The sequence below is a fragment of the Massilia sp. DD77 genome (assembly GCF_036961685.1).
Lineage (GTDB): Bacteria > Pseudomonadota > Gammaproteobacteria > Burkholderiales > Burkholderiaceae_D > Telluria.
In genome coordinates this window covers 39,923-60,622 of record NZ_JBAMDH010000008.1, presented here as the reverse complement: position 1 = coordinate 60,622, position 20,700 = coordinate 39,923, and the positions used below count along the sequence as shown (strand labels likewise).

At 66.5% G+C, this 20,700-nt stretch carries 19 protein-coding genes; 12 read left to right on the top strand and 7 right to left on the bottom strand.

What is annotated here, in order from left to right:
• The first annotated feature begins 17 nt into the window (after positions 1 to 17).
• The 10 genes from rfbB to V7778_RS06130 all read left to right on the top strand — a co-directional run bounded on the left by rfbB (position 18) and on the right by V7778_RS06130 (position 9,674).
• Positions 18 to 1,085, top strand: coding sequence for a dTDP-glucose 4,6-dehydratase (gene rfbB / locus V7778_RS06175; RefSeq protein WP_335552829.1), 1,068 nt, complete (start codon positions 18 to 20; stop codon positions 1,083 to 1,085).
• Complete coding sequence (gene rfbA / locus V7778_RS06170; protein ID WP_335552827.1) at positions 1,082 to 1,999, top strand: glucose-1-phosphate thymidylyltransferase RfbA; 918 nt, start codon at positions 1,082 to 1,084, stop codon at positions 1,997 to 1,999. Before rfbB ends, rfbA begins: the two co-directional genes overlap by 4 nt.
• On the top strand, positions 1,996 to 2,541 hold the full coding sequence (gene rfbC / locus V7778_RS06165; RefSeq protein WP_335552826.1) for a dTDP-4-dehydrorhamnose 3,5-epimerase: 546 nt from the start codon (positions 1,996 to 1,998) through the stop codon (positions 2,539 to 2,541). Before rfbA ends, rfbC begins: the two co-directional genes overlap by 4 nt.
• Positions 2,538 to 3,395, top strand: a complete 858-nt coding sequence (gene rfbD, locus V7778_RS06160; RefSeq protein ID WP_335552824.1) for a dTDP-4-dehydrorhamnose reductase — start codon at positions 2,538 to 2,540, stop codon at positions 3,393 to 3,395. Before rfbC ends, rfbD begins: the two co-directional genes overlap by 4 nt.
• 199 nt (positions 3,396 to 3,594) lie before the next feature.
• The gene (locus V7778_RS06155) at positions 3,595 to 4,689 is read left to right on the top strand and encodes an MraY family glycosyltransferase (RefSeq protein WP_335552822.1); all 1,095 of its coding nucleotides are present in this window, start codon (positions 3,595 to 3,597) and stop codon (positions 4,687 to 4,689) included.
• Positions 4,690 to 4,775: 86 nt separating this feature from the next.
• A complete protein-coding gene (locus V7778_RS06150; RefSeq protein ID WP_211521789.1) occupies positions 4,776 to 5,090 on the top strand; it encodes an H-NS histone family protein in 315 nt (104 codons plus the stop codon).
• Positions 5,091 to 5,408: 318 nt separating this feature from the next.
• On the top strand, positions 5,409 to 6,791 hold the full coding sequence (locus V7778_RS06145; protein ID WP_335552819.1) for a phosphomannomutase/phosphoglucomutase: 1,383 nt from the start codon (positions 5,409 to 5,411) through the stop codon (positions 6,789 to 6,791).
• A gap of 10 nt (positions 6,792 to 6,801) precedes the next feature.
• Positions 6,802 to 7,785 (top strand): lipopolysaccharide heptosyltransferase I, encoded by a 984-nt coding sequence (waaC, locus tag V7778_RS06140; RefSeq protein ID WP_335552817.1) that lies wholly within the window; start codon positions 6,802 to 6,804, stop codon positions 7,783 to 7,785.
• A complete protein-coding gene (gene waaA / locus V7778_RS06135; RefSeq protein ID WP_335552815.1) occupies positions 7,782 to 9,059 on the top strand; it encodes a lipid IV(A) 3-deoxy-D-manno-octulosonic acid transferase in 1,278 nt (425 codons plus the stop codon). The genes waaC and waaA overlap by 4 nt, the downstream gene beginning before the upstream one ends.
• A 195-nt stretch (positions 9,060 to 9,254) precedes the next feature.
• Entirely contained in the window at positions 9,255 to 9,674 is a 420-nt protein-coding gene (locus V7778_RS06130; protein ID WP_335552813.1) for a YcxB family protein, read from the top strand.
• A 149-nt stretch (positions 9,675 to 9,823) separates the two neighbouring features.
• Here the strand turns inward: V7778_RS06130 and V7778_RS06125 are convergent, their stop codons facing one another.
• From V7778_RS06125 to V7778_RS06095, 7 genes are all read right to left on the bottom strand, one after another.
• Complete coding sequence (locus tag V7778_RS06125; RefSeq protein ID WP_335552810.1) at positions 9,824 to 10,726, bottom strand: M48 family metallopeptidase; 903 nt, start codon at positions 10,724 to 10,726, stop codon at positions 9,824 to 9,826.
• 44 nt (positions 10,727 to 10,770) lie between these two features.
• Positions 10,771 to 11,511, bottom strand: coding sequence for a lysophospholipid acyltransferase family protein (locus V7778_RS06120; protein WP_335552808.1), 741 nt, complete (start codon positions 11,509 to 11,511; stop codon positions 10,771 to 10,773).
• Positions 11,512 to 11,542: 31 nt separating this feature from the next.
• Positions 11,543 to 12,085, bottom strand: coding sequence for a D-glycero-beta-D-manno-heptose 1,7-bisphosphate 7-phosphatase (gmhB, locus tag V7778_RS06115; protein ID WP_335552805.1), 543 nt, complete (start codon positions 12,083 to 12,085; stop codon positions 11,543 to 11,545).
• 18 nt (positions 12,086 to 12,103) lie between these two features.
• On the bottom strand, positions 12,104 to 14,203 hold the full coding sequence (gene glyS / locus V7778_RS06110) for a glycine--tRNA ligase subunit beta (protein ID WP_335552803.1): 2,100 nt from the start codon (positions 14,201 to 14,203) through the stop codon (positions 12,104 to 12,106).
• 18 nt (positions 14,204 to 14,221) lie between these two features.
• Entirely contained in the window at positions 14,222 to 15,133 is a 912-nt protein-coding gene (glyQ, locus tag V7778_RS06105; RefSeq protein WP_335552801.1) for a glycine--tRNA ligase subunit alpha, read from the bottom strand.
• Between the two features lie 153 nt (positions 15,134 to 15,286).
• Positions 15,287 to 16,864, bottom strand: coding sequence for an apolipoprotein N-acyltransferase (lnt, locus tag V7778_RS06100; RefSeq protein WP_335552799.1), 1,578 nt, complete (start codon positions 16,862 to 16,864; stop codon positions 15,287 to 15,289).
• Positions 16,864 to 17,742 carry an HlyC/CorC family transporter gene (locus tag V7778_RS06095; RefSeq protein ID WP_335552798.1) on the bottom strand — a complete coding sequence of 293 codons (879 nt, stop codon included), beginning with the start codon at positions 17,740 to 17,742 and terminating at the stop codon, positions 16,864 to 16,866. Before V7778_RS06095 ends, lnt begins: the two co-directional genes overlap by 1 nt.
• A 185-nt stretch (positions 17,743 to 17,927) precedes the next feature.
• On the opposite strand from V7778_RS06095, the gene V7778_RS06090 reads away from it, so the two are divergent.
• Together V7778_RS06090 and V7778_RS06085 are read left to right on the top strand one after the other, a co-directional pair.
• Positions 17,928 to 18,380, top strand: coding sequence for a (2Fe-2S)-binding protein (locus V7778_RS06090; protein WP_335552796.1), 453 nt, complete (start codon positions 17,928 to 17,930; stop codon positions 18,378 to 18,380).
• 57 nt (positions 18,381 to 18,437) lie between these two features.
• Positions 18,438 to 20,663, top strand: coding sequence for a molybdopterin cofactor-binding domain-containing protein (locus V7778_RS06085; protein WP_442920704.1), 2,226 nt, complete (start codon positions 18,438 to 18,440; stop codon positions 20,661 to 20,663).
• Positions 20,664 to 20,700 lie beyond the last annotated feature (37 nt).

Genomic DNA, 20,700 nt, shown 5'->3' with positions numbered 1-20,700 from the left:
GCTTTGGCGGATACTAAATGATTTTGGTCACTGGCGGTGCGGGTTTTATCGGGGCAAATTTCGTCCTCGACTGGCTGGCCCGGTGCGACGAGCCGGTCCTGAACCTGGACAAGCTTACCTATGCGGGCAACCTGGAAAACCTGGCCAGCCTGCAGGGCGACGCGCGCCACGTCTTCGTGCGCGGCGACATCGGCGACGGCGAACTGGTGGCCGGCCTGCTGCGCCGCTATCAGCCGCGCGCCATTCTGCACTTCGCCGCCGAGAGCCACGTCGACCGCTCGATCCATGCGCCGGGCGATTTCGTGCAGACCAACGTCCAGGGCACGTTTACTCTGCTGGAGGCCGCGCGGGCCTATGCCGCCACGATGGACGAGGCCGGGCGCGCGGCTTTCCGTTTCCTGCACGTGTCGACCGACGAGGTCTACGGCACCCTGGGGCCGCAGGATCCGCCCTTCAGCGAAACCACGGCCTACGCGCCCAACAGTCCCTACGCGGCCTCGAAGGCGGCCTCGGACCACCTGGTGCGCGCCTACCACCACACCTACGGCCTGCCGACCCTGACCACCAACTGCTCGAACAACTACGGCCCCTACCAGTTCCCGGAAAAGCTGATTCCGCTGATGATCGCCAACGCGCTCGCGGGCAAGCCGCTGCCCGTGTACGGCGACGGCCAGCAGGTGCGCGACTGGCTGTACGTGGGCGACCACTGCGCCGCGATCCGGCGCGTGCTCGAAGCGGGACGCCCGGGCGAGGTGTACAACGTGGGCGGAGCGAGCGAAATGACCAACCTCAAGGTGGTCGGCACACTGTGCGATATCCTCGACCGGCTCAGGCCCGCCGCCGGCAGCCGGCGCGAACAGATCGCCTTCGTGGCCGATCGCCCCGGCCACGACCGGCGCTATGCCATCGACGCGCGCAAGATCGAGCGCGAGCTGGGCTGGCGCCCGGCCCACGATTTTGCCGCCGGCCTGGAAGACACGGTGCGCTGGTACCTGGCGCACCAGGACTGGGTCGCCCATGTCCAGAGCGGCGCTTACCTGGAGTGGGTGGAACGCAATTACGGCAAGCGGGGAGAGACGCCATGAACACCAGCACCGACGCGCGTCCGAGCGCCGTGAAGCGCCGCGGCATCATCCTGGCGGGCGGCACGGGCACCCGGCTGTATCCGATCACGGTGGCCGTGTCCAAGCAGCTGCTGCCGGTCTACGACAAGCCGATGATCTATTACCCGCTGACGACCCTGATGCTGGCGGGCATCTGCGACATCCTGGTCATCTGCACCCCCCAGGACCTGCCGCGCTTCCAGGAACTGCTGGGCGACGGCAGCCAGTGGGGCCTGAACCTGCAGTATGCCGAACAGCCGGCGCCGGAAGGGCTGGCCCAGGCCTACCTGATCGGGCGCGGCTTCGTGAACGGCGGGCCGTCGGCCCTGATCCTGGGCGACAACCTCTACTACGGCCACGGCCTGGAGCAGCGCCTGGCCGCCGCCACCGCCCAGGAGCAGGGCGCCACGGTGTTCGCCTACCACGTGCTCGATCCGCAGCGTTACGGCGTGGTCGAATTCGACGCCCACTACCAGGCCTTGTCGATCGAGGAAAAGCCGGCCCAGCCGAAATCGAACTATGCGGTCACCGGCTTGTATTTCTACGATGGCCAGGCGAGCGAGATCGCGGCCTCGATCCGGCCCTCCGCCAGGGGCGAGCTGGAGATCACCGACGTCAACCGCGCCTACCTCGATGCCGGGAAGCTGCAGGTGGAGGTGATGGGACGCGGCTTCGCCTGGCTCGATACGGGCACCTGCGATTCGCTGCTCGACGCCTCGCAATTCATCGCGACCATCGAGCACCGCCAGGGCCTCAAGATCGGCGTGCCCGAGGAGGTCGCCTACCGGCGCGGCTACATCGACGCCGAGGCCCTGGAGCGGCTGGCCGAGCCGCTCAAGAAAAGCGGCTACGGGCAGTACCTGCTGCGCGTGCTGGGCGACAAGGTTCTGAAATGAAATGTATCCCGACTGCGCTCGACGGCGTCCTGCTGCTCGAGCCGCAGGTCTTCACCGACGAGCGCGGCTTCTTCTTCGAGAGTTACAACGCACGCCGTTTCCGCGAGGCCGCCGGCTTCGAACCCGTGTTCGTGCAGGACAACCATTCGCGCTCGCACCGCCAGGTCGTCCGCGGCCTGCACTACCAGGTCGAGGTGCCGCAGGGCAAACTCGTGCGCGTGGTGGCCGGGGCCGTGTTCGACGTGGTGGTCGACCTGCGCGCCGGCTCGCCGAGCTTCGGGCGCTGGACCGGCACCGAGCTCTCCGCGCAGAACCGGCGCCAGCTGTGGGTGCCGCCGGGCTGCGCCCACGGCTTCCTCACCCTGAGCGAGGAGGCCGAGTGCCTGTACAAGACCACCGAATACTGGTCGCCGGCGCATGAGCGCACCCTGCTGTGGAACGACGGGGACCTTGGCATCGCCTGGCCCCTGGAGGGCGAGCCTATCCTGTCCGCCAAGGACCGCGTGGGCACGCCCTTCGCGCAGGCCGAGGTGTTCCGGTGAAGATCCTGCTCACCGGGGCGGACGGGCAGGTCGGCTATGAGCTGCTGCGCTGCCTGCAGGGCCTGGGCGACATCGTCGCCTGCGACCGCAAGCGCCTGGACCTGGCCGACCTCGACCAGGTGCGCGATGCGATCCGCAGCGTCCAGCCCGAGCTGATCGTGAATGCGGCCGCGTACACGGCCGTGGACCGCGCGGAAAGCGAATCCGAGCTGGCGCTGCGGGTGAATGCCCAGGCGCCCGGCGTGATGGCCCTGCAGGCGCGCGAGATCGGCGCGGCCCTGGTCCACTTTTCCACCGATTACGTATTCAGCGGCGACAAGGACGCGCCCTACACGGAAGGCGACCGCACCGGGCCGCTGAACGTCTACGGCGAGACCAAGCTGCTGGGCGAGCAAGCCATCGTGTCTTCCGGCGCGCCCTACCTGATCCTGCGCACGGGCTGGGTGTACGGCCTGCGCGGCAATAACTTCCTGCGTACGATGCTGCGCCTTGCCGGCGAGCGCGGCGAAGTGCGGGTCGTCGACGACCAGGTCGGGGCGCCGACCTGGAGCCGCACCGTGGCCCAGACCACGGCCCATATCCTGGTCCAGGCCCAGCTGGGCGGCGCCAAATGGTGGCGCGACAACCGCGGCACCTATCACCTGAGCGCCCAGGGCGAAACCAGCTGGGCCGGTTTTGCCCAGGCGATCATGGAAGAGGGGGCACTGGACTGCCGTGTCGTCCCGATCGCTTCCAGCGACTATCCGGCGCCGGCTGCGCGCCCCCGCAATTCGCGCCTGAACTGCGCCAAACTCACCCACCGTTTTTGCCGCCTTCCGGATTGGCGCGACGACCTTGCCTTGTGCATGCGTTAGCGCTCCCCGCGTTTTCAATCGCACTTCTTTTGACTTATTTCCACCCGGCCGAGCACGCTTAGGCGTGTGCGCAGGAATAACTCGGCCATTCCGGTAAAATAGGTTAGTATTTCCTCTTTGATAAGAGTGCCGTGGCAGTTCAATCCCCGTCAACGGAAGCGGGTTATTCCACGTAAGTGCACCGGAAAAATAGGTAAAAATGTTCTCTTTTTTCGTCAGCTTCCTGTCCTGCGCAGTGCTGACCCTGCTGGTGATTAAACTCGCCAAAAAACACGGCATGGCGCTCGATAGCGATATCGATGGTGTCCAGAAATTCCATACCCATGTCGTCGCCCGCATCGGCGGAGTGCCCATCTGTCTCGCGGTGATTGTCGCTTCCGCGATTTCCGTGATCCGTGAACCCGCGATGGCGCCGTGGCTGGCCGCATTGATCGCCTGCGGCGTGGTCGCGTTTTCCGGCGGCATCGTGGAAGACTATACGGGAAAGGTCGCGCCATCGCGCCGGCTGCTGCTCACGATGCTGGCCGCGCTGCTCGCTTATTGGCTGCTGCATGCGCGCATCGATCGCATCGATTTGCCTTGGGGACCGATGCCCTTGCAGGCGGTCTGGATTGTCTTGCCCCTGACGGTGCTGGCGGTGGCGGGAATTGCGAATGCCGTGAATATTATTGACGGCTTTAATGGGCTGGCGAGCATGGTCAGCATTTGCATGCTGATGTCGCTGGCTTATGTGGCATTTCAAGTGGAGGATATGTTCGTGCTGGTGGCGGCCCTCATCGTCGCCGGCGCCACGGCGGGCTTCCTGATCTGGAATTATCCCGTGGGGCTCATCTTCCTGGGTGACGGCGGGGCCTATTTCATCGGCTTCCTGCTGGGAGAACTGACCTTGCTGCTGGTGATCCGTAATCCCGATGTATCCACCTGGTACGCGGCCTTGCTATTAATATATCCAGCTTTTGAAACGATATTCTCAGCCTATCGCCGCATGTTCGTGCGCGGTAAGTCGCCTGCCATGCCGGATGGAATTCACCTGCACAGCCTGATATTCCGGCGGGTCGTGCGCTGGACGGTAGGACGGCGCGAAGCACGGGCCCTGATGAAACGCAATGCGCGTACCTCGCCTTATTTATGGCTGTTTTCGCTGATGGCCGTGATTCCTGCCACCGTGTTCTGGAAAAACACGGTGATGCTAATGTTCTTCTGCTTGTTGTTTATAATCAGTTACCTCTGGTTGTATGCACGTATTGTTCGATTTAAGTCTCCGCGCTGGCTTTTTTTTCACAAGAGGGACTAGCATAAACGTATTGATGTTAGTATATTGCGACATTTGGTGAGTTTTCGCCGCGGTTATTTTCAATCTTAACGTACGAGGGAACGATGATGGATCTGTCGAATATGTCTGTTGGCGATTTGCGCAACCTGCAGGAACAAATCAAGCAGGAGATGAAGAAGCGCGAAGTACAGGAAGTGCAAAAGGCGCGCGAGCAGATCCTGGCCATCGCGCAAAGCGTCGGCGTTCCACTGAAAGACCTGCTGGCCACCAGCGGCCGCAGCAGCAGCAAAGGCAATACCGTCGCCGTGCGTTATCGTCACCCGGACAACGCATCGCAGCAATGGACCGGCCGCGGCCGCCAGCCGAAATGGGTCAAGGAATGGGTGGAAGGCGGCCAGTCGATCGACAAGCTGCGTGTCTGATTGAATCGCCGGCTTAAGCCGGCGATTTTCTTTGTGCGTGGCTGCGAATGATTTGTCGCTGCGCTTATAAACTTGGGTTCCCGCCTTCGCGGGAATGACGTGTTGAAAGAGCTGGCGGAGACTTACTCCGTAGTCCGCTGCTTCAAAACCTCATTCCCGCGTAGGCGGGAATCCAGTTTCGTTTGCGCGCCCCCGCTCCACTCGGCACGCACCCCCGCTTGCCGTTACAATAGCAAGCATTTTTGTCATTCCCCCAACACCGGCAGCGACGACGGCCCCGACGCCGCGCATGCACGCCCCCGTATTCCAAGGAAGAACATGGTTGCACTCTCCAAAACGATCTTCAAGGCCTATGACATCCGCGGCGTCATCGGCAAGACGCTGGACGCCGGCATTGCGCGCCATATCGGCCGCGCATTCGGCGCCGCCGCCCTGGCGAAAGGAGAGCGCAAGGTCGTGATCGGCCGCGACGGCCGCCTGTCGGGCCCGGAGCTGACCGCCGCCCTGGCCGAAGGCCTGCGCGACGCGGGCGTGGACGTGGTGGACCTGGGCATGGTCGCCACCCCGATGGTCTACTTCGGCACCAACGTGCTCGACACCCGCTCGGGCATCATGGTCACCGGCAGCCATAATCCGCCGGACTACAATGGCTTCAAGATGGTCATGGCAGGCGAAGCGATCTACGGCGACGCCATCCTGGCCCTGCACGACAGCATCGCCGCCTATGATGGGAGCATCGCGGCGGAGCGCGGCGGCTACGCCACCCACGACATTCGCGCCGCCTACATTGAGCGCATCGTCGGCGACGTCAAGCTGGCGCGCCCGATCAAGATCGCGGTCGACTGCGGCAACGGCGTGGCCGGCGCCTTCGCGCCCGAACTGTTCCGCGCCATGGGCGCCGAGGTGGTCGAGCTGTTCTGCGAAGTGGACGGCCATTTCCCGAACCACCACCCGGATCCGGCGCACCCGGAAAACCTGCAGGACCTGATCCGCGCGCTGCAGGACACCGACGCCGAGATCGGCCTGGCCTTCGACGGCGACGGCGACCGCCTCGGCATCGTCACCAAGGATGGCCAGATCATCTTCCCGGACCGCCAGATGATGCTGTTCGCGGCCGAGGTCCTGTCGCGCAACCCGGGCGGCGAGATCCTGTACGACGTCAAGTGCACGCGCCACCTGGGCCCATGGATCGAGCAGCATGGCGGCCGCGCGCTGATGTGGAAGACCGGCCACTCGCTGGTCAAGGCCAAGCTGAAGGAAACCGGCGCCCCGCTGGGCGGCGAAATGAGCGGCCACATCTTCTTCAAGGACCGTTGGTACGGCTTCGACGACGGCCTGTACGCCGGCGCGCGCATGCTCGAGATCCTGACGCGCGAGCAGGACCCCTCGAAGCTGCTGAACGGCCTGCCGATGGCGAGCAGCACGCCGGAACTGCACCTGCACCTGCAGGAAGGCGAGAACTTCGTGCTGATCGACAGCCTGCGCCAGAACGCCACCTTCCCGGGTTCGGAACGCATCGTCGGCATCGACGGCCTGCGCGTCGAGTACCCGGACGGCTTCGGCCTGGCGCGCGGCTCCAACACCACCCCGGTCGTGGTGCTGCGCTTCGAAGCCGAGACGCCGGACGCCCTGGCCCGCATCCAGGCCGACTTCAAGCGCGTGATCCTGGCGGCCAAGCCGGACGCCGAGCTGCCGTTCTGAAGGAAGACGCTTGAAGATCCTGCTGGTGCGCGTGTCGTCCCTGGGCGACGTGCTGCACAACCTGCCGATGGTGGCCGACATCCTGCGCCGCCATCCCGGCGCCACCATCGACTGGGTGGTGGAGGAAGGCTACGTCAGCCTGGTGCGCCTCAACCCGCACGTGCGCAAGATCTTCCCCTGGGCGCTGCGCCGCTGGCGCAAGAGCCTGGGCAAGGCCGCGACGCGGGCCGAGATCAAGGCCTTCTTCCGCGACCTGCGCGAAGAGGAATACGACTACGTGTTCGACACCCAGGGCCTGCTCAAGACCGGCGTGATCATGGGCGCGGCGCGGGTACGCAAGGGCGGCAAGAAGGTGGGCCTGGCCAACGGCAGCGAAGGCTCGGGCTACGAAGGCGTCTCGCGCATCTTCCACACCGACAGCATCCCGCTCGACCCGCGCACCCATGCGGTGGCGCGCGGCCGCATGGTGGCCGGCGCGGCGCTCGGCTATGCGGTCGACAGCGCGCCGGACTTCGGCCTGCCGGCGCCGCAGGCGGAGCTGCGCCCGGCCTTTCTGCCGGCGGAAGACTACGCCGTGTTCTTCCACGGCACCGCGCGCGCCGCCAAGAAGTGGTCCGACGCCAACTGGATCGCCCTGGGCCACGCGCTGGCGCCGATGCCCGTGCTGCTGCCCTGGGGATCGGCCCAGGAGCACGAGGACGCCCAGGCGCTCGCCGCCCACATCCCGAACGCGCGCGTCCTGCCGAAGCTGTCGATGATGGACGCGGTGGCACTGGCCCAGCACGCGGCCCTGGCGGTCGGCGTCGATACCGGCCTGACCCACATCGCCGCCGCCTTCGTGCGGCCGACGGTGGAGATCTACTGCGATTCGCCGAAGTGGAAGACCGAAGGCAACTGGTCCGGGCGCATCGTGAACCTGGGCGACCTGGGCGCGCCGCCTTCCAGCGATGAAGTGATCGCGGCCGCGCGCCGCCTGCTGGAACGCCGTCCATGAGACGGCCGCTGTACTCGGCGCTGTGGTGGCTGGCGCTGCCGGCCGTGCTGGGACGCCTGTGGTGGCGCGGCCGCAAGGAGCCGGGCTACCGCGAACACTGGGGCGAACGCCTCGGCGTCGCCGGCCCCATCGGTCCCATCGCCAGCGAACGGATGACGATCATGGTGCACGCGGTGTCGGTCGGCGAGACCCGCGCCGCCGAACCCCTGGTCGAGGCCCTGCTGGCCGCATATCCGGATTGCCGCATCCTGCTGACCCACATGACCCCGACCGGACGCGCCACCGGCCGCACGCTGTTCGGCCACCACGGCGAGCGCGTGGTGCAATCCTACCTGCCCTACGACACCGGCTTCATGGTGGGACGCTTCCTGCGCCGCCACCGTCCGCGCGCCTGCATCCTGATGGAAACCGAGGTGTGGCCGAACCTGATCCATGGCTGCGCCGCGGCCGGGGTGCCGGTGGTGCTGGCGAACGCCCGCCTGTCGGAACGCTCGCTGCGCCGCGGCCGCAAGATGGGGCCCTTGATGCTGGAGGCCGCGCGCGCCATCACCCTGGTGGCGGCCCAGACCGAGCTCGACGCGCAGCGCATCCGCTCGCTCGGCGCCCCGAAGGTGGCGGTCACGGGCAGCATCAAGTTCGACGTGCTGCCGCCCGCCGCGGCGCTGGAGAAGGGCGCCTGGCTGCGCGAGCGGATCGGCCGGCGGCCGGTATTCCTGTGCGCCAGCACGCGCGAAGGCGAGGAAAGCCTGATCCTGGACGCCTGGACCCGCCATGCGGGCAAGCCGGAGGACGCGCTGCTGGTGATCGTGCCGCGCCATCCGCAGCGCTTCGACGAGGTGGCCAGGCTGGTGCAAGCCCAGGGCTTGACCCTGGTGCGCCGCAGCCAGCTGGAGCAGGCCGCCGGCGCGGCCGACGTCCTGCTGGGCGACTCGATGGGCGAGATGTTCGCCTATTACGCGGCCTGCGACTGCGCCTATATCGGCGGCAGCCTGCTGCCGCTGGGCGGGCAGAACCTGATCGAAGCCTGTGCGCTGGGCAAGCCGGTGCTGGTGGGCGAGCACACCTTCAATTTCGCCGACGCCACCGAGGACGCGGTGGCGGGCGGCGGCGCCCTGCGCGTCCCCGGCGCCGCGGCCCTGGTGGCGGAAGCGGCGCGCCTGCTGCGCGACGACCCGGCGCGGGCCGCGATGGGCCAGGCCGCCCTGGCCTTCGCCGGACGGCACCGGGGAGCGACCCTGCGCACTGTTGAACTCTTGCGACAGATTATCGGATAGGTTTTGTTACCATTCCGAACTGGGCTCGGTAAAACAAAAAGGGGATGCGCCATGTTGTCGTTTAATCACCCGAGACCGGTCAGCAGCGGCAAACCCGTCGCCGCGTTGTTGCACGATGAGGTTCAGCAACAACAGGCCGACGAGAAGGAAACGACCGTAACTGCTGGGCCGGACAAATTCTCGGTACCGCCTCTGGTGGCAGGGGCATTTCCTCTGGGCGAACTGCACTTCTTCGTGCGCTACACGCTGGGCGAGTACACCAGCTTCATGTGGCAGCACGGCGGCTACCTGATCCGCCGCCGCCGCATCCGCTGGCCGGCCAGCCTGTTCCTGCGCCTGAAAAGCACCCTGGGCGCAGCCGTCAATTTCCTCATGATGGGGCGCGGACGGCGCACCTACGAATTCACCATCGATGAACACGGCATCGTGCGCACCAGCGGGGGCGTGACCCTGATCGACTGGGACGACGTGAGCGCGGTGCGCACCTATTCGCGCGGCTTCATGATGGTGCTCAAGCGGGGAACCTTGCCGATTCCGTTCAGGTGCCTGTCGGAGGCGCAGGAGGCGGTGATGCGCCAGCTGGCGGCGGCGCGGCATGAGCTGAGTGTGCGGTGAACACTGGATTGCCCGGCTGATCACGCAAACTGGGGTTCCCGCCTTCGCGGGAATGACGTGCTAAGGGAGCGGGCCAGCGGAAATGTTCTTTGTCACTAGCTCGAAAACCGCGCGCAGGCGGGGACCCAAGTTGACGTTGAACTACCACCTCACTCCGCAAACAACACCGGCATCTCATGCGACTGCTTCCGCAGCGCCAGCCGCGCCCCGTCGTAATCCGGATAGATCTCCCCCACCGCCGCCCAGAACGCCGGGCTGTGGTTCATTTCGCGCAGGTGCGCCAGCTCGTGCGCCACGACGTAGTCGACCAGCGCCAGCGGATAATGAATCAGCCGCCAGTTCAGGCGGATCGCACCCTGCACCGTGCACGAACCCCAGCGCGAACCCGCCGAGGACAGGGTAAAGGCGCTGTAGTTCACGCCCAATAGCGGCGCATAGTGATCCAGCCGCTCCTTGAACAGGCGCTTGGCCTCGGCCTGGAACCACAGCTTGACCCTCTCCTTGAGCTGCCATTCCGACAGCCCCGGCACCACGCCGATCCACAGCTCCCGGTTCACGGCGTCGTATTGGCAATGGCTGCGCGCCGCTTCCTCCAGGCGCAGGGTGATCTCGCTTCCTAGAAAGGGCAGGCGCGCGCCGTCCTTCCATTCGACCGGCGGGCGCTGCTGGCGCTGTTCGCGCCGCTCGCCGCGTTCCAGCAGCTTGGCGAGGATCCAGCGCTGCTTGGCGCGGATCGCGTTGTCGATATCGGCCTGGGTCACCCGCCGCGGCGCGGTCACGCGCAGGCCGTCGTCGTCGATCATGAAGCCGATCGAACGGCGCGACGAGCGGCGCAAGGCATAGTCCACCGTATGGTGGCCCAGCACGATGCGCTTCAGGGGAGGATCAGAGGGGCCGAGGGGCGGCGAGGGAAGTGTGGCGCGGGGCGGCGCGGGCGGCGCCTTGAACAGCGGTTGACTGGGCGGCGCCGGCCTGTCGGAAGGCTTGAGCGCCGCGAAGAAGTCCTGTGCAAACAGTTCCAGCTGGTGCCCGTCGATCTTGGAAGAGGTCATGGTGTGCTGCGGTTTCGAATTCCTGATCTGGGCGCTGATGTCGCTTAGCCACCTTTGTAGACGTGGGGCGAAATGACGCGCATTTCTGATTCTATCCAATTTTCGACCTCTTGCATCAGGCTGTCTGGAGTGTGGTTTTCCGGCGATATCGGCTTGCCGATCGAGACCGTGATCAGGCCGGGGCGCTTGATGAAGGAGTTCTTGGGCCAGCATTCGCCGGAATTGTGCGCGATCGGTACGACCACGCTTTGGGTTTCCACAGCCAGGCGCGTGCCCCCGCTCTTGTACTTGCCCCTTTGTCCCACCGGGATGCGCGTCCCTTCCGGGAACATGATAATCCATTGGCCGTCCGCCAGGCGGCGGCGTCCATGCTTGACCACATGGGCGAAGGCGTTCTTGCCCTGCTTGCGGTCGATCGGGATCATGCGCAGCAGCGCCATGCCCCAGCCGAAGAAGGGGATGTACAGGATTTCCTTCTTGAAGACGAAGACCAGCGGACGGGTGAGGTTCGGCAGCAGGGCGATGGTCTCCCAGGCCGACTGGTGCTTCGAGAGGATGATCGCCGGGCTGTCCGGCAGGTTCTCGTAGCCCTTGAACTGGTAGCGGATGCCGCAGATGACGCGCGCGGCCCAGACGATGAAGACGTTCCAGCGCGAGGTGATCCAGAAACGCTTGTTGTAGGGCAGGGGCGCGGCCAGGAAGCAGACGCAGGCCCAGACGACGGTGGCCACCACCATCACGATCGTAAACAGCAGGGAACGCAGGAACAGGGTGAAGTGTCGCAAAGGGTCTCCGGACGGTTTCTTGTTATGGTTTTTAAGGATTCGACTTGAGCAGGGCGTCGACCATGGCGGCCAGGTCGGGGAAGACCTGGGTGCCCGGAGGCAGGCCGCCGGTGGCGTTGGTCTTCTCGCCCTTGCCGGTCAGGACCAGGTAGGGCAGGCAGCCCATGAGGAAGCCGGCCTGCAGGTCGCGCAGCGAGTCGCCGACCGTCGGCACGCCTTTCAGGCTCAGCTTGTAGCGCTTGGCGATCTCCTCGAACATGCCGGCCTTGGGCTTGCGGCAGTCGCAGTTGTCGATCGCCGCGTGCGGGCAGAAGAAGATGGCGTCGATGTCGGCGCCCACCAGCTGGGCGCTGGCATGCAGCTTCTGGTGGATCGCGTTCAGGGTCGTGATGTCGAACAGCTCGCGCGCGATGCCGGACTGGTTCGAGGCGATCACGACCCGGTAGCCCGCCTGGTTCAGGCGGGCGATCGCTTCCAGCGAACCGGGGATCGGCATCCACTCCGCCGGCGACTTGATGAAGTCGGGCGAATCGTGGTTGATGACCCCGTCCCGGTCGAGGATGATGAGTTTCATGGGACTGCCTTTACAAACTTACGCCGCGAGCTTCGAGATGTCGGCCACGCGGTTCATCATGCCGTGCAGCTGCGACAGCAGCGCCAGGCGGTTGTTGCGCAGGGCCGGGTCCTCGGCCATGACCATCACGTCGTTGAAGAAAGCGTCCACGTCGTCGCGCAGCTGGGCCAGGGTCTTCAGGGTGCCGGTGAAGTCGCCGCCCGCAAAGGCCGCGTCCACACTTGGGCGCACACGCCCGATCGCGGCCGCCAGGTTCTTCTCGGCCTGTTCCTGCAGCAAGGACTCCTGCACCTGCTTGAAATCGCCGTCGGTCTTCTTGAGGATGTTGGTGATGCGCTTGTTGGCGGCGGCCAGCGATTCGGCCTGCGGCAGGGCGGCGAAGGCCTGCACCGCTTCCAGACGCTGCACCACGTCGTCGACGCGGTCCGGGTTCTGGGCCAGCACGGCTTCCACTTCGTTCGGCGAGAAGCCGCGCTCGCGCAGCATGCTGCGCAGGCGGTCCAGCATGAACACCGTCACTTCGGCGCGCGGATCCCGCATTTCGCTTACCTTGGCTGCCTGGCCCTCGAACACCGCCACGGCATCGGCCAGCAGGGCCGAGATCGACAGCGGCAGGCGCTTCTCGACCAGCATGCGCATCACGCCCAGGGCATGGCGGCGCAGCGCGAACGGGTCCTTCTCGCCGGTCGGCTGCAGGCCGATGGCCCAGATGCCGACCAGGGTTTCCAGCTTGTCGGCCAGCGCGGCGGTGAGGCCGGTGTTGGTCGAGGGCAGGGCGTCGCCCGCGAAGCGCGGCTGGTAGTGCTCGGAGGCGGCCAGGGCCACTTCCTCGTGCTCGCCGTCGTGGCGCGCGTAATAGGTGCCCATGATGCCCTGCAGCTCGGGGAACTCGCCCACCATGTCGGTCAGCAGGTCGGCCTTGGCCAGGCGCGCGCCGCGTTCGGCCAGCGGCACGTCGTAGCCGAGGCGGCGGGCGATGCTGCTGGCCAGGATGGTGACGCGTTCGGTACGTTCGGCCTGGGTGCCCAGCTTGTTGTGGTAGACCACGCTGGCGAGCTGCGGCAGGCGCGACTCCAGGGTCTTCTTCTTGTCTTGCTCGAAGAAGAACTTGGCGTCCGACAGGCGCGGGCGCACCACGCGCTCGTTGCCGCCGACGATGGCGCTCGGGTCGCTTGTCTCCAGGTTCGAGACGATCAGGAAGCGCGAGCGCAGCTTGCCGTTGGCGTCGGTCAGCGCGAAGTATTTCTGGTTGGTCTGCATGGTCAGGATCAGGCATTCCTGCGGCACGGCCAGGAATTCCTCCTCGAAGCGGCACTCGTACACGACCGGCCATTCGACCAGCGCGGCGACTTCGTCGAGGAGCGACTCGGGCATCAGGACCTGGTCGGCGCCGGCTTTTTCCAGCAGCTGTTTGCGGATGCTTTCCTTGCGCGCTTCGGCACTGGACAGCACCTTGCCTTCGTTTTCCAGCACGCTCGCGTAGTGGTCGGCATGCGGGATGGCGATCTGGCCGCCGTGCGACAGGAAGCGGTGGCCCATGGTGTGGCGGCCGGCCTCGAGGCCGAGCAGCGACAAGGGCAGCACCTGTTCGCCGTGCAGGGCCAGCAGCAGGTGCACCGGGCGCACGAAGTGCACGGTGTCGCCGCTTGGGCGCTGGTAACTCATGACCTTCGGGATCGGCAGCTTGGCGACGGTATCGAGCAGCACGTCCTGGAGGGCGCCTGCCAGTGCGCTGCCGGCGGCGGTGTAGGTGTAGAAGAAGGATTCGGCCTTGCCATCCTGGGCGCGTTCGAGGTCGTTCACGCTCAGGTCGGGGAAGCCCAGCGCGGCCAGCTTCTTGCCAAGGGGAGCGCTCGGGTTGCCGTCCTTGTCCAGGGCCACGCTCACGGGCAGGACTTTTTCACGGATCTGCTTGTCGGGCGAGGTGCCGCGGACATGGGTGATCGTGACCGCCAGGCGGCGCGGGGTGGCGTGGGGCGTGACGACGCTGTCGGTGTCGAGGAAGTCGCGCGCCTTCAGGCCGTTGGCGATGCCGTTGGCGAAGGCGGCGCCCAGCTTGACGAGCGCTTTCGGCGGCAGTTCTTCGGTCTGGATTTCGACGAGGAGAGTTTGATTCATGGTCTGTTCTTGTCTGGTTCAGGCGGCGGCCCTGGCGGCGGGCAGCATGGGGAAGCCGAGCTTCTCGCGCGAGTCGTAGTAGGCCTGGGCGACCAGGCGCGACAGGGTGCGCACGCGGCCGATGTAGGCGGCGCGCTCGGTCACCGAGATGGCGCCGCGGGCGTCCAGCATGTTGAAGCTGTGCGAGGCCTTCATGATCTGCTCGTAGGCCGGCAGGGTCAGCGCCAATTCGACCAGGCGCTTGGCCTCGGCTTCGTGGTTGGCGAAGGCCTGGAACAGCAGCTCAGTGTTCGCGTGTTCGAAGTTATAGGTCGACTGCTCGACTTCGTTCTGGTGGAACACGTCGCCGTAGGACAGCGTTTTATTGACGCCGTTCTCTTCCCACTCGGTCCAGACCAGGTCGTAGACGTTTTCCACGCCCTGCAGGTACATGGCCAGGCGCTCGATGCCGTAGGTGATCTCGCCCAGCACCGGCTTGCAATCCAGGCCGCCGACTTGCTGAAAGTAGGTGAACTGGGTGACTTCCATGCCGTTCAGCCAGACTTCCCAGCCCAGGCCCCAGGCGCCGAGGGTCGGGCTTTCCCAGTCGTCCTCGACGAAGCGCACATCGTTCTTCTTCAGGTCCAGGCCCAGGGCTTCGAGCGAACCGAGGTAGAGGTCCAGGATGTTTTCAGGGGCGGGCTTGAGCACCACCTGGTACTGGTAGTAGTGCTGCAGGCGGTTCGGGTTTTCGCCGTAGCGGCCGTCCTTGGGGCGGCGCGAAGGCTGCACGTAGGCCGCGCGCCACGGCTCCGGGCCGATCGCGCGCAGGAAGGTGCCGGTGTGGAAGGTGCCCGCGCCGACTTCCATGTCGTAGGGCTGGAGCAGTGCGCAGCCCTGCTTGTCCCAGTAGGTTTGCAGGGTCAGGATGATTTGTTGGAATGTGAGCATCTCGGATGGGCGACGCGGGAAGGGTGCCGCGCACGGGGTAAGTTTGCCAAATGACCAATTGTACTGAATTTTTCCACGCCTCTCGGGGTGATTTAACTCGGCAATTCGAATTGGGTGGGGATCGTGGCGACGGCGCCGGGTAGGGTGGGCGGGTTAGGCCGCGTTCTTATTCCTGTACCGGCGTCCGGCGAACCAGGCCCCGGCCAGCGCGAACGCGCCCAGCCCCAGGAAACCCGCATTGCCGACGCGGACATAGGGCGTGAACCCGCTGGTCCCGCGTACGGTCGCCGACAGCATGCCGCCTTCATAGAAGGGCAGCAGGTGGGTGATCGTGCCCCGGTGGTCGATGATCGCCGTCGCTCCGTCGTTGGTCGAGCGCAGCATCGGGCGCCCGGACTCGAGGGTGCGCATGCGCGAGATCTGCAAATGCTGCGGGATCGCCACCGACTGGCCGTACCAGGACAGGTTGGACACGTTCAGCAGCAGGGTCGCCGGGCGTGGCGCGTTGCGCAGCTGGTAGGCGATCTCCTCGCCGAACACGTCCTCGTAGCAGATGTTGGGCAGCACCAGCTGGTCCTTCACCGCGAAGGGCGCCTGCAGCGCCTTGCCGCGGGTGGCGTCGTTCAGCGGCAGGTTCAGCATGTCGGTGAACCAGCGGAAGCCCGGCGGGATGAATTCGCCGAAGGGCACCAGGTGCGCCTTGTCGTAGCGGTAGGGCTGCGGCTGGGGCGAGAGCGCGATCACGCTGTTGGCGTACTGCTGCGGGCCGTCGAGCAGGGGCATGCCCAGGGCCAGGGTGCTGCCGGTGGCCGTCGCATACTGCTGCAGGCCGTCCAGGTAGCCGTCGGGCAGCTGCTGCGGGAAGACGGGCAGGGCCGTTTCCGGCGTGGCGATCAGGTCGGCCGGCGCCTGGGTGATCATGGCGCGGTAGCGTTCCAGGATGCTGTTCAGGAAGGCCAGGTCGAACTTGCGGTCTTGCGGGATGTTCCCCTGCAGCAGGCGCACCGTGATCGGCTGGCCGCTTTCCTCGGTCCAGGCGACGGTGCGCAGGCCGGCGCCCGCGGCCAGCACGGCGGCCAGCAGGCCGACGGCCGGCCAGCGCGCGCGCTGGGTGAGCATCACGATGCAGGCGGCGCACAGCGCCACCAGCACGCCGATACCGTACACGCCGACCAGGGGCGCATAGCCGGCCAGGGGGGCGGTGTCGTGGGCATAGCCCGACGCCGCCCAGGGGAAGCCGGTGAACACCCAGCCGCGCAGCCATTCGGACAGGCCCCAGGTCACGGGCAGCACCAGCAGCAGGAAGGCGCTCACCGGCAGCGACCAGCGCTTGCGCAGCCAGGCCGCCACGCCCGTGGCGAAGGCGCCGTACAGTCCCATGTAGAGGCCGAGCAGGATCACCCCCACCGTCGCCAGGGCGATCGGCAGGTGGGCGAAACGGGTCATGAACACGTACAGCCAGTGCATGCCCGCCACCGACCAGCCGAAGCCGAAGGCCCAGCCGAGCAGGGCGGCGCGGCGCGGCGAGCTGCCCATGCCCACCTGGTAGAACAGCCAGGCCAGGGCCAGGAACTGCACCGGCCACCAGCCGTAGGGCTCGAAGGAGAGCAGGGAACTCAGGCCGGCGAGGGTGGCGACGGCCAGGACGAGGGCGGAAGGGCGGTTGCCGCGCGTGGCAGACGGTGGAGTGGACCCCGGCGCAACCGCGGGCTTGGTACGGCGGCGCAGCATCAGTCGTGATCGTCTGCAGGGAGCGGAAGCTTTTCGACCAGCAGCACGTGGATCTGGCGGGCGTCGGCGCGCAGCACCTCGAAACGCAGGTTGTCCAGGTCGAACACCTCGCCCTTGTGGGGCATGCGCCCGAGGTGGCTGGCGACCAGGCCGCCGATGGTGTCGACGTCGTCCTCGGGCAGGTCGGCGCCGACTTCTTCGTTGAACTGTTCGATCTCGGTCAGCGCCTTGACGCGCCAGCGCGGGCCCAGCTGGCCCTCCTTGATCGACAGGATGTTGTCTTCTTCCTCGTCGAAGTCGTACTCGTCCTCGATGTCGCCGACGATCTGCTCGAGCACGTCCTCGATGGTGATCAGGCCGGCCACGCCGGAGTATTCGTCGACCACGATGGCCATGTGGTTGTGGTTGGCGCGGAAATCGCGCAGCAGCACGTTCAGGCGCTTCGATTCGGGGATGAAGATGGCCGGGCGCAGCATGTCGCGCACGTCGAATGATTCTTCAGCGTAATAACGCAGCAGGTCCTTGGCCAGCAGGATGCCGACCACCTTGTCGCGCTCGCCTTCGATGGCGGGGAAGCGCGAGTGGGCCGTTTCCAGCACGGTGGGCAGCCATTCCTCGATCGGTTTGGTGATGTCGACCACGTCCATCTGGGAACGGGGCACCATGATGTCGCGCACGGACAGGTCGGACACCTGGAACACGCCCTCGATCATGGACAGCGCATCGGCGTCGATCAGGTTGCGTTCGTGGGCTTCGTGCAGGACTTCCAGCAGTTCTGCGCGATTTTCTGGCTCGGGGGAGATGAGTGCGGTCAGCCGTTCGAACAGCGACCGGTGGGGTTTGGCGTCCGATCGGACGTCACTGGGATACTCGGGCATAGTTGGCGTGAAGCCGTTGTTACGATGGGCATAGGATACACCAAAAGACCGGATGCCTGATTTTGATGCAGGCGGGATAGGTACAAGATGCGGTACCAATAAGCCGGTCCGGCGCACCATGCACGAGTGCGCCGCGCGGCCTGGGCTTGGCCTATAGTCGTCCCATCCCCCGGAAGGAGCCAGCCATGCCAGTGCTCAATATCAACGGCGCCACGACCACCCTGAATGTTCCCGACGACATGCCCCTGCTGTGGGCGCTGCGCGACGTGGCCGGCCTGACCGGCACCAAGTTCGGCTGCGGGGTCGCCCTGTGCGGGGCCTGCACCGTGCACGTCGACGGCCAGGCGGTGCGCTCCTGCGTTACCCCGGTCGCCGGCGTGGCGGGCAAGAAGATCGTCACCATCGAGGCGATCGGCAAGGATCCGGTCGGCGCCAAGGTCCAGGCCGCCTGGCAGGAAGTGGACGTGGTCCAGTGCGGCTACTGCCAGTCCGGCCAGATCATGGCCGCGACCGCGCTGTTGAAAACCACGCCGAAGCCGGGCGACGCCGATATCGACAATGCGATGTCGGGCAACATCTGCCGCTGCGGCACCTATAACCGGATCCGCAAGGCGATCAAAATCGCCGCGGCGGGCTGAGGGGGCGCCATGGAAGGACTCAAGCAGGCGATGACGGCGCTCGCGCAGCCGCCCGGCATGCCGGATTCCGAAGCAAGGCGGCGCTTCATGCGCCTCGGCGCCGCCTCGGGCGGGGGACTGCTGTTCGGTTTTTCGCTGTTCGGCTGCAAACGCCAGGACGAGAACCGGCAGGAGAAGCCGTCCGAGAGTGCGGTGGGCCAGGCCACCGACCGTGCCTCGGCCCAGCCGGCCGGGCTGGCCCAGGACGCCTTCATCCGCATCGGGCGCGACGGCATCGTCACCCTGATCGTGCACAAGGTCGAGATGGGACAGGGCACCTTCACCGCCATGCCCATGCTGCTGGCCGAGGAGCTGGGCGCCGACCTGTCCAAGGTGAAACTGGAACAGGCGCCCGCCAACAACAAGCTGTACGCCGACCCGCTGCTGGGCGGCCAGGTGACGGGCGGCTCGACCTCGGTGCGCGCCGCCTGGCACCCGCTGCGCGAGGCCGGCGCCATGGTGCGCAGCGTGCTGGTCGCGGCCGCGGCCAAGCAGTGGAACGTGGACGCGGGCGAATGCGCGGTGGTGGCCGGCACGGTCACCCACGACGCCTCGGGACGCAGCGCCCACTTCGGCCAGCTGGTGGACGCGGCGGCCAAGATGGAGCTGCCGAAGAACCCGGCGCTCAAGGATGCTTCCCAGTTCACCCTGATCGGCAAGCCGCACAAGCGCCTGGATTCGCCCTCGAAGTGCGACGGCACGGCCCTGTTCGGGATCGATGCGCGCCTGCCCGGCATGCTGGTCGCGGCGGTCGCCGCCTCGCCCGTGGTGGGCGGCAAGCTGGCCATGGTCGACGAGGACAAGGCGCTGGCCGTGCCCGGAGTGCGCGAGATCCTGAGGATCGACAACGCGGTGGCGGTGGTCGGCGACCACATGTGGGCCGCGCGCAAGGGCCTGGAAGCGGCGGCGCCGACCTGGAACGACGGTCCGAACGGCAATGTGAGCACGGCCTCCATCGTGGCCGACATGATGAAGGTTTCGGACAAGGAAGGCGTGGTGGCGCGCGACGAAGGCGGGGCGCTGCGCAAGCTCGACGGGCAAGGCGGAGGGGGGCGGCGGATCGACGCCATCTACGAGGCGCCCTTCCTGGCCCACGCGACCATGGAGCCCATGAACTGCACGGTCGACCTGAAGAACGACGGCTGCGATATCTGGTGCGGCACCCAGGTGCCGGTCCTGGCCCAGGCCGCCGCCGCCAGGCTCACCGGCCTGGGCGAAGGGCAGGTGCGGGTGCATAACTTCTACCTCGGCGGCGGCTTCGGGCGCCGGCTCGAGGTCGACTACGTGGCCCAGGCCGTGGCCCTGGCCAAAACCGCCAGGAGCGGCAAGCCGCTCAAGTTCGTGTGGACCCGCGAGGAAGACATCCAGCACGACATGTTCCGCCCCTATTACGTGGACCGGCTGTCGGCGCGCCTGGACGACAAGGGCCGGCCGCAAGCCTGGTTCCACCGGGTGACGGGTTCGTCGATCATGGCGCGCTTCGCGCCGCCGGCGGTCAAGGACGGCATCGACCCGGACGCGGTCGAAGGCGCGCGCGACCTGCCGTATGCGATTCCCGGCCTGCGGGTGGAATACGTGCGCCATGAGCCGCCGGTTCCCACCGCCTTCTGGCGCGGCGTGGGGCCAACCCACAACATCTTCGTGGTCGAGAGCTTCATCGACGAACTGGCGCACGCGGCGAAACAGGATCCTGTCGCCTATCGCCGCTCGCTGCTGGAAAAGTCGCCGCGCACCCTGGGGGTGCTGAACCTGGCGGCGCAGAAGGCCGGGTGGGGACGGCCCCTGAAGCCCATCGCGGGGCGGCGCGTGGGACGCGGTATCTCCTGCCAGTTCGCCTTCGGCACCTACATGGCCCAGGTCTGCGAGGTATCGGTGGGTCCGGACGGCGACGTGAAGGTGCACCGCGTGGTGTGCGCGGTGGACTGCGGGCAGGCGGTGAACCCGGACACCATCGCTGCGCAGATGGAGGGCGGCGTCGTATTCGGCCTGAGCGCGGCGCTGTGGGGCGAGATCACCCTGGACAAGGGCAGGGTGCAGCAGTCGAACTTCGGCGACTACCGGGTGATGCGGATGAACGAGTCGCCCTCGGTGGAGGTGCACATCGTGAGCAGCCGCGACGACCCGGGCGGGATCGGCGAACCGGGAACGGCGGCGATCGCGCCGGCGTTGACGAACGCGGTGTTCGCGGCGACCGGGCAGCGGATCAGGAAGTTGCCGATCGGCGGGCAGTTGAAGAAGGCGTAGGGTTGGCGGCTCCGCCGCCGACGCGTTCAATGGGCGT

What these genes read in the sequence shown, in the direction of transcription:
- glyS (WP_335552803.1), bottom strand. Translation starts at nt 14,203, where the DNA reads ATGAATCAAACTCTCCTCGTCGAAATCCAGACCGAAGAACTGCCGCCG.
- V7778_RS06095 (WP_335552798.1), bottom strand. Translation starts at nt 17,742, where the DNA reads ATGCCCGAGTATCCCAGTGACGTCCGATCGGACGCCAAACCCCACCGG.
- V7778_RS06090 (WP_335552796.1), top strand. Translation starts at nt 17,928, where the DNA reads ATGCCAGTGCTCAATATCAACGGCGCCACGACCACCCTGAATGTTCCC.
- rfbB (WP_335552829.1), top strand. Translation starts at nt 18, where the DNA reads ATGATTTTGGTCACTGGCGGTGCGGGTTTTATCGGGGCAAATTTCGTC.
- V7778_RS06125 (WP_335552810.1), bottom strand. Translation starts at nt 10,726, where the DNA reads ATGACCTCTTCCAAGATCGACGGGCACCAGCTGGAACTGTTTGCACAG.
- rfbC (WP_335552826.1), top strand. Translation starts at nt 1,996, where the DNA reads ATGAAATGTATCCCGACTGCGCTCGACGGCGTCCTGCTGCTCGAGCCG.
- gmhB (WP_335552805.1), bottom strand. Translation starts at nt 12,085, where the DNA reads ATGAAACTCATCATCCTCGACCGGGACGGGGTCATCAACCACGATTCG.
- V7778_RS06150 (WP_211521789.1), top strand. Translation starts at nt 4,776, where the DNA reads ATGGATCTGTCGAATATGTCTGTTGGCGATTTGCGCAACCTGCAGGAA.
- rfbA (WP_335552827.1), top strand. Translation starts at nt 1,082, where the DNA reads ATGAACACCAGCACCGACGCGCGTCCGAGCGCCGTGAAGCGCCGCGGC.
- glyQ (WP_335552801.1), bottom strand. Translation starts at nt 15,133, where the DNA reads ATGCTCACATTCCAACAAATCATCCTGACCCTGCAAACCTACTGGGAC.
- V7778_RS06145 (WP_335552819.1), top strand. Translation starts at nt 5,409, where the DNA reads ATGGTTGCACTCTCCAAAACGATCTTCAAGGCCTATGACATCCGCGGC.
- waaA (WP_335552815.1), top strand. Translation starts at nt 7,782, where the DNA reads ATGAGACGGCCGCTGTACTCGGCGCTGTGGTGGCTGGCGCTGCCGGCC.
- lnt (WP_335552799.1), bottom strand. Translation starts at nt 16,864, where the DNA reads ATGCTGCGCCGCCGTACCAAGCCCGCGGTTGCGCCGGGGTCCACTCCA.
- V7778_RS06155 (WP_335552822.1), top strand. Translation starts at nt 3,595, where the DNA reads ATGTTCTCTTTTTTCGTCAGCTTCCTGTCCTGCGCAGTGCTGACCCTG.
- V7778_RS06085 (WP_442920704.1), top strand. Translation starts at nt 18,438, where the DNA reads ATGCCGGATTCCGAAGCAAGGCGGCGCTTCATGCGCCTCGGCGCCGCC.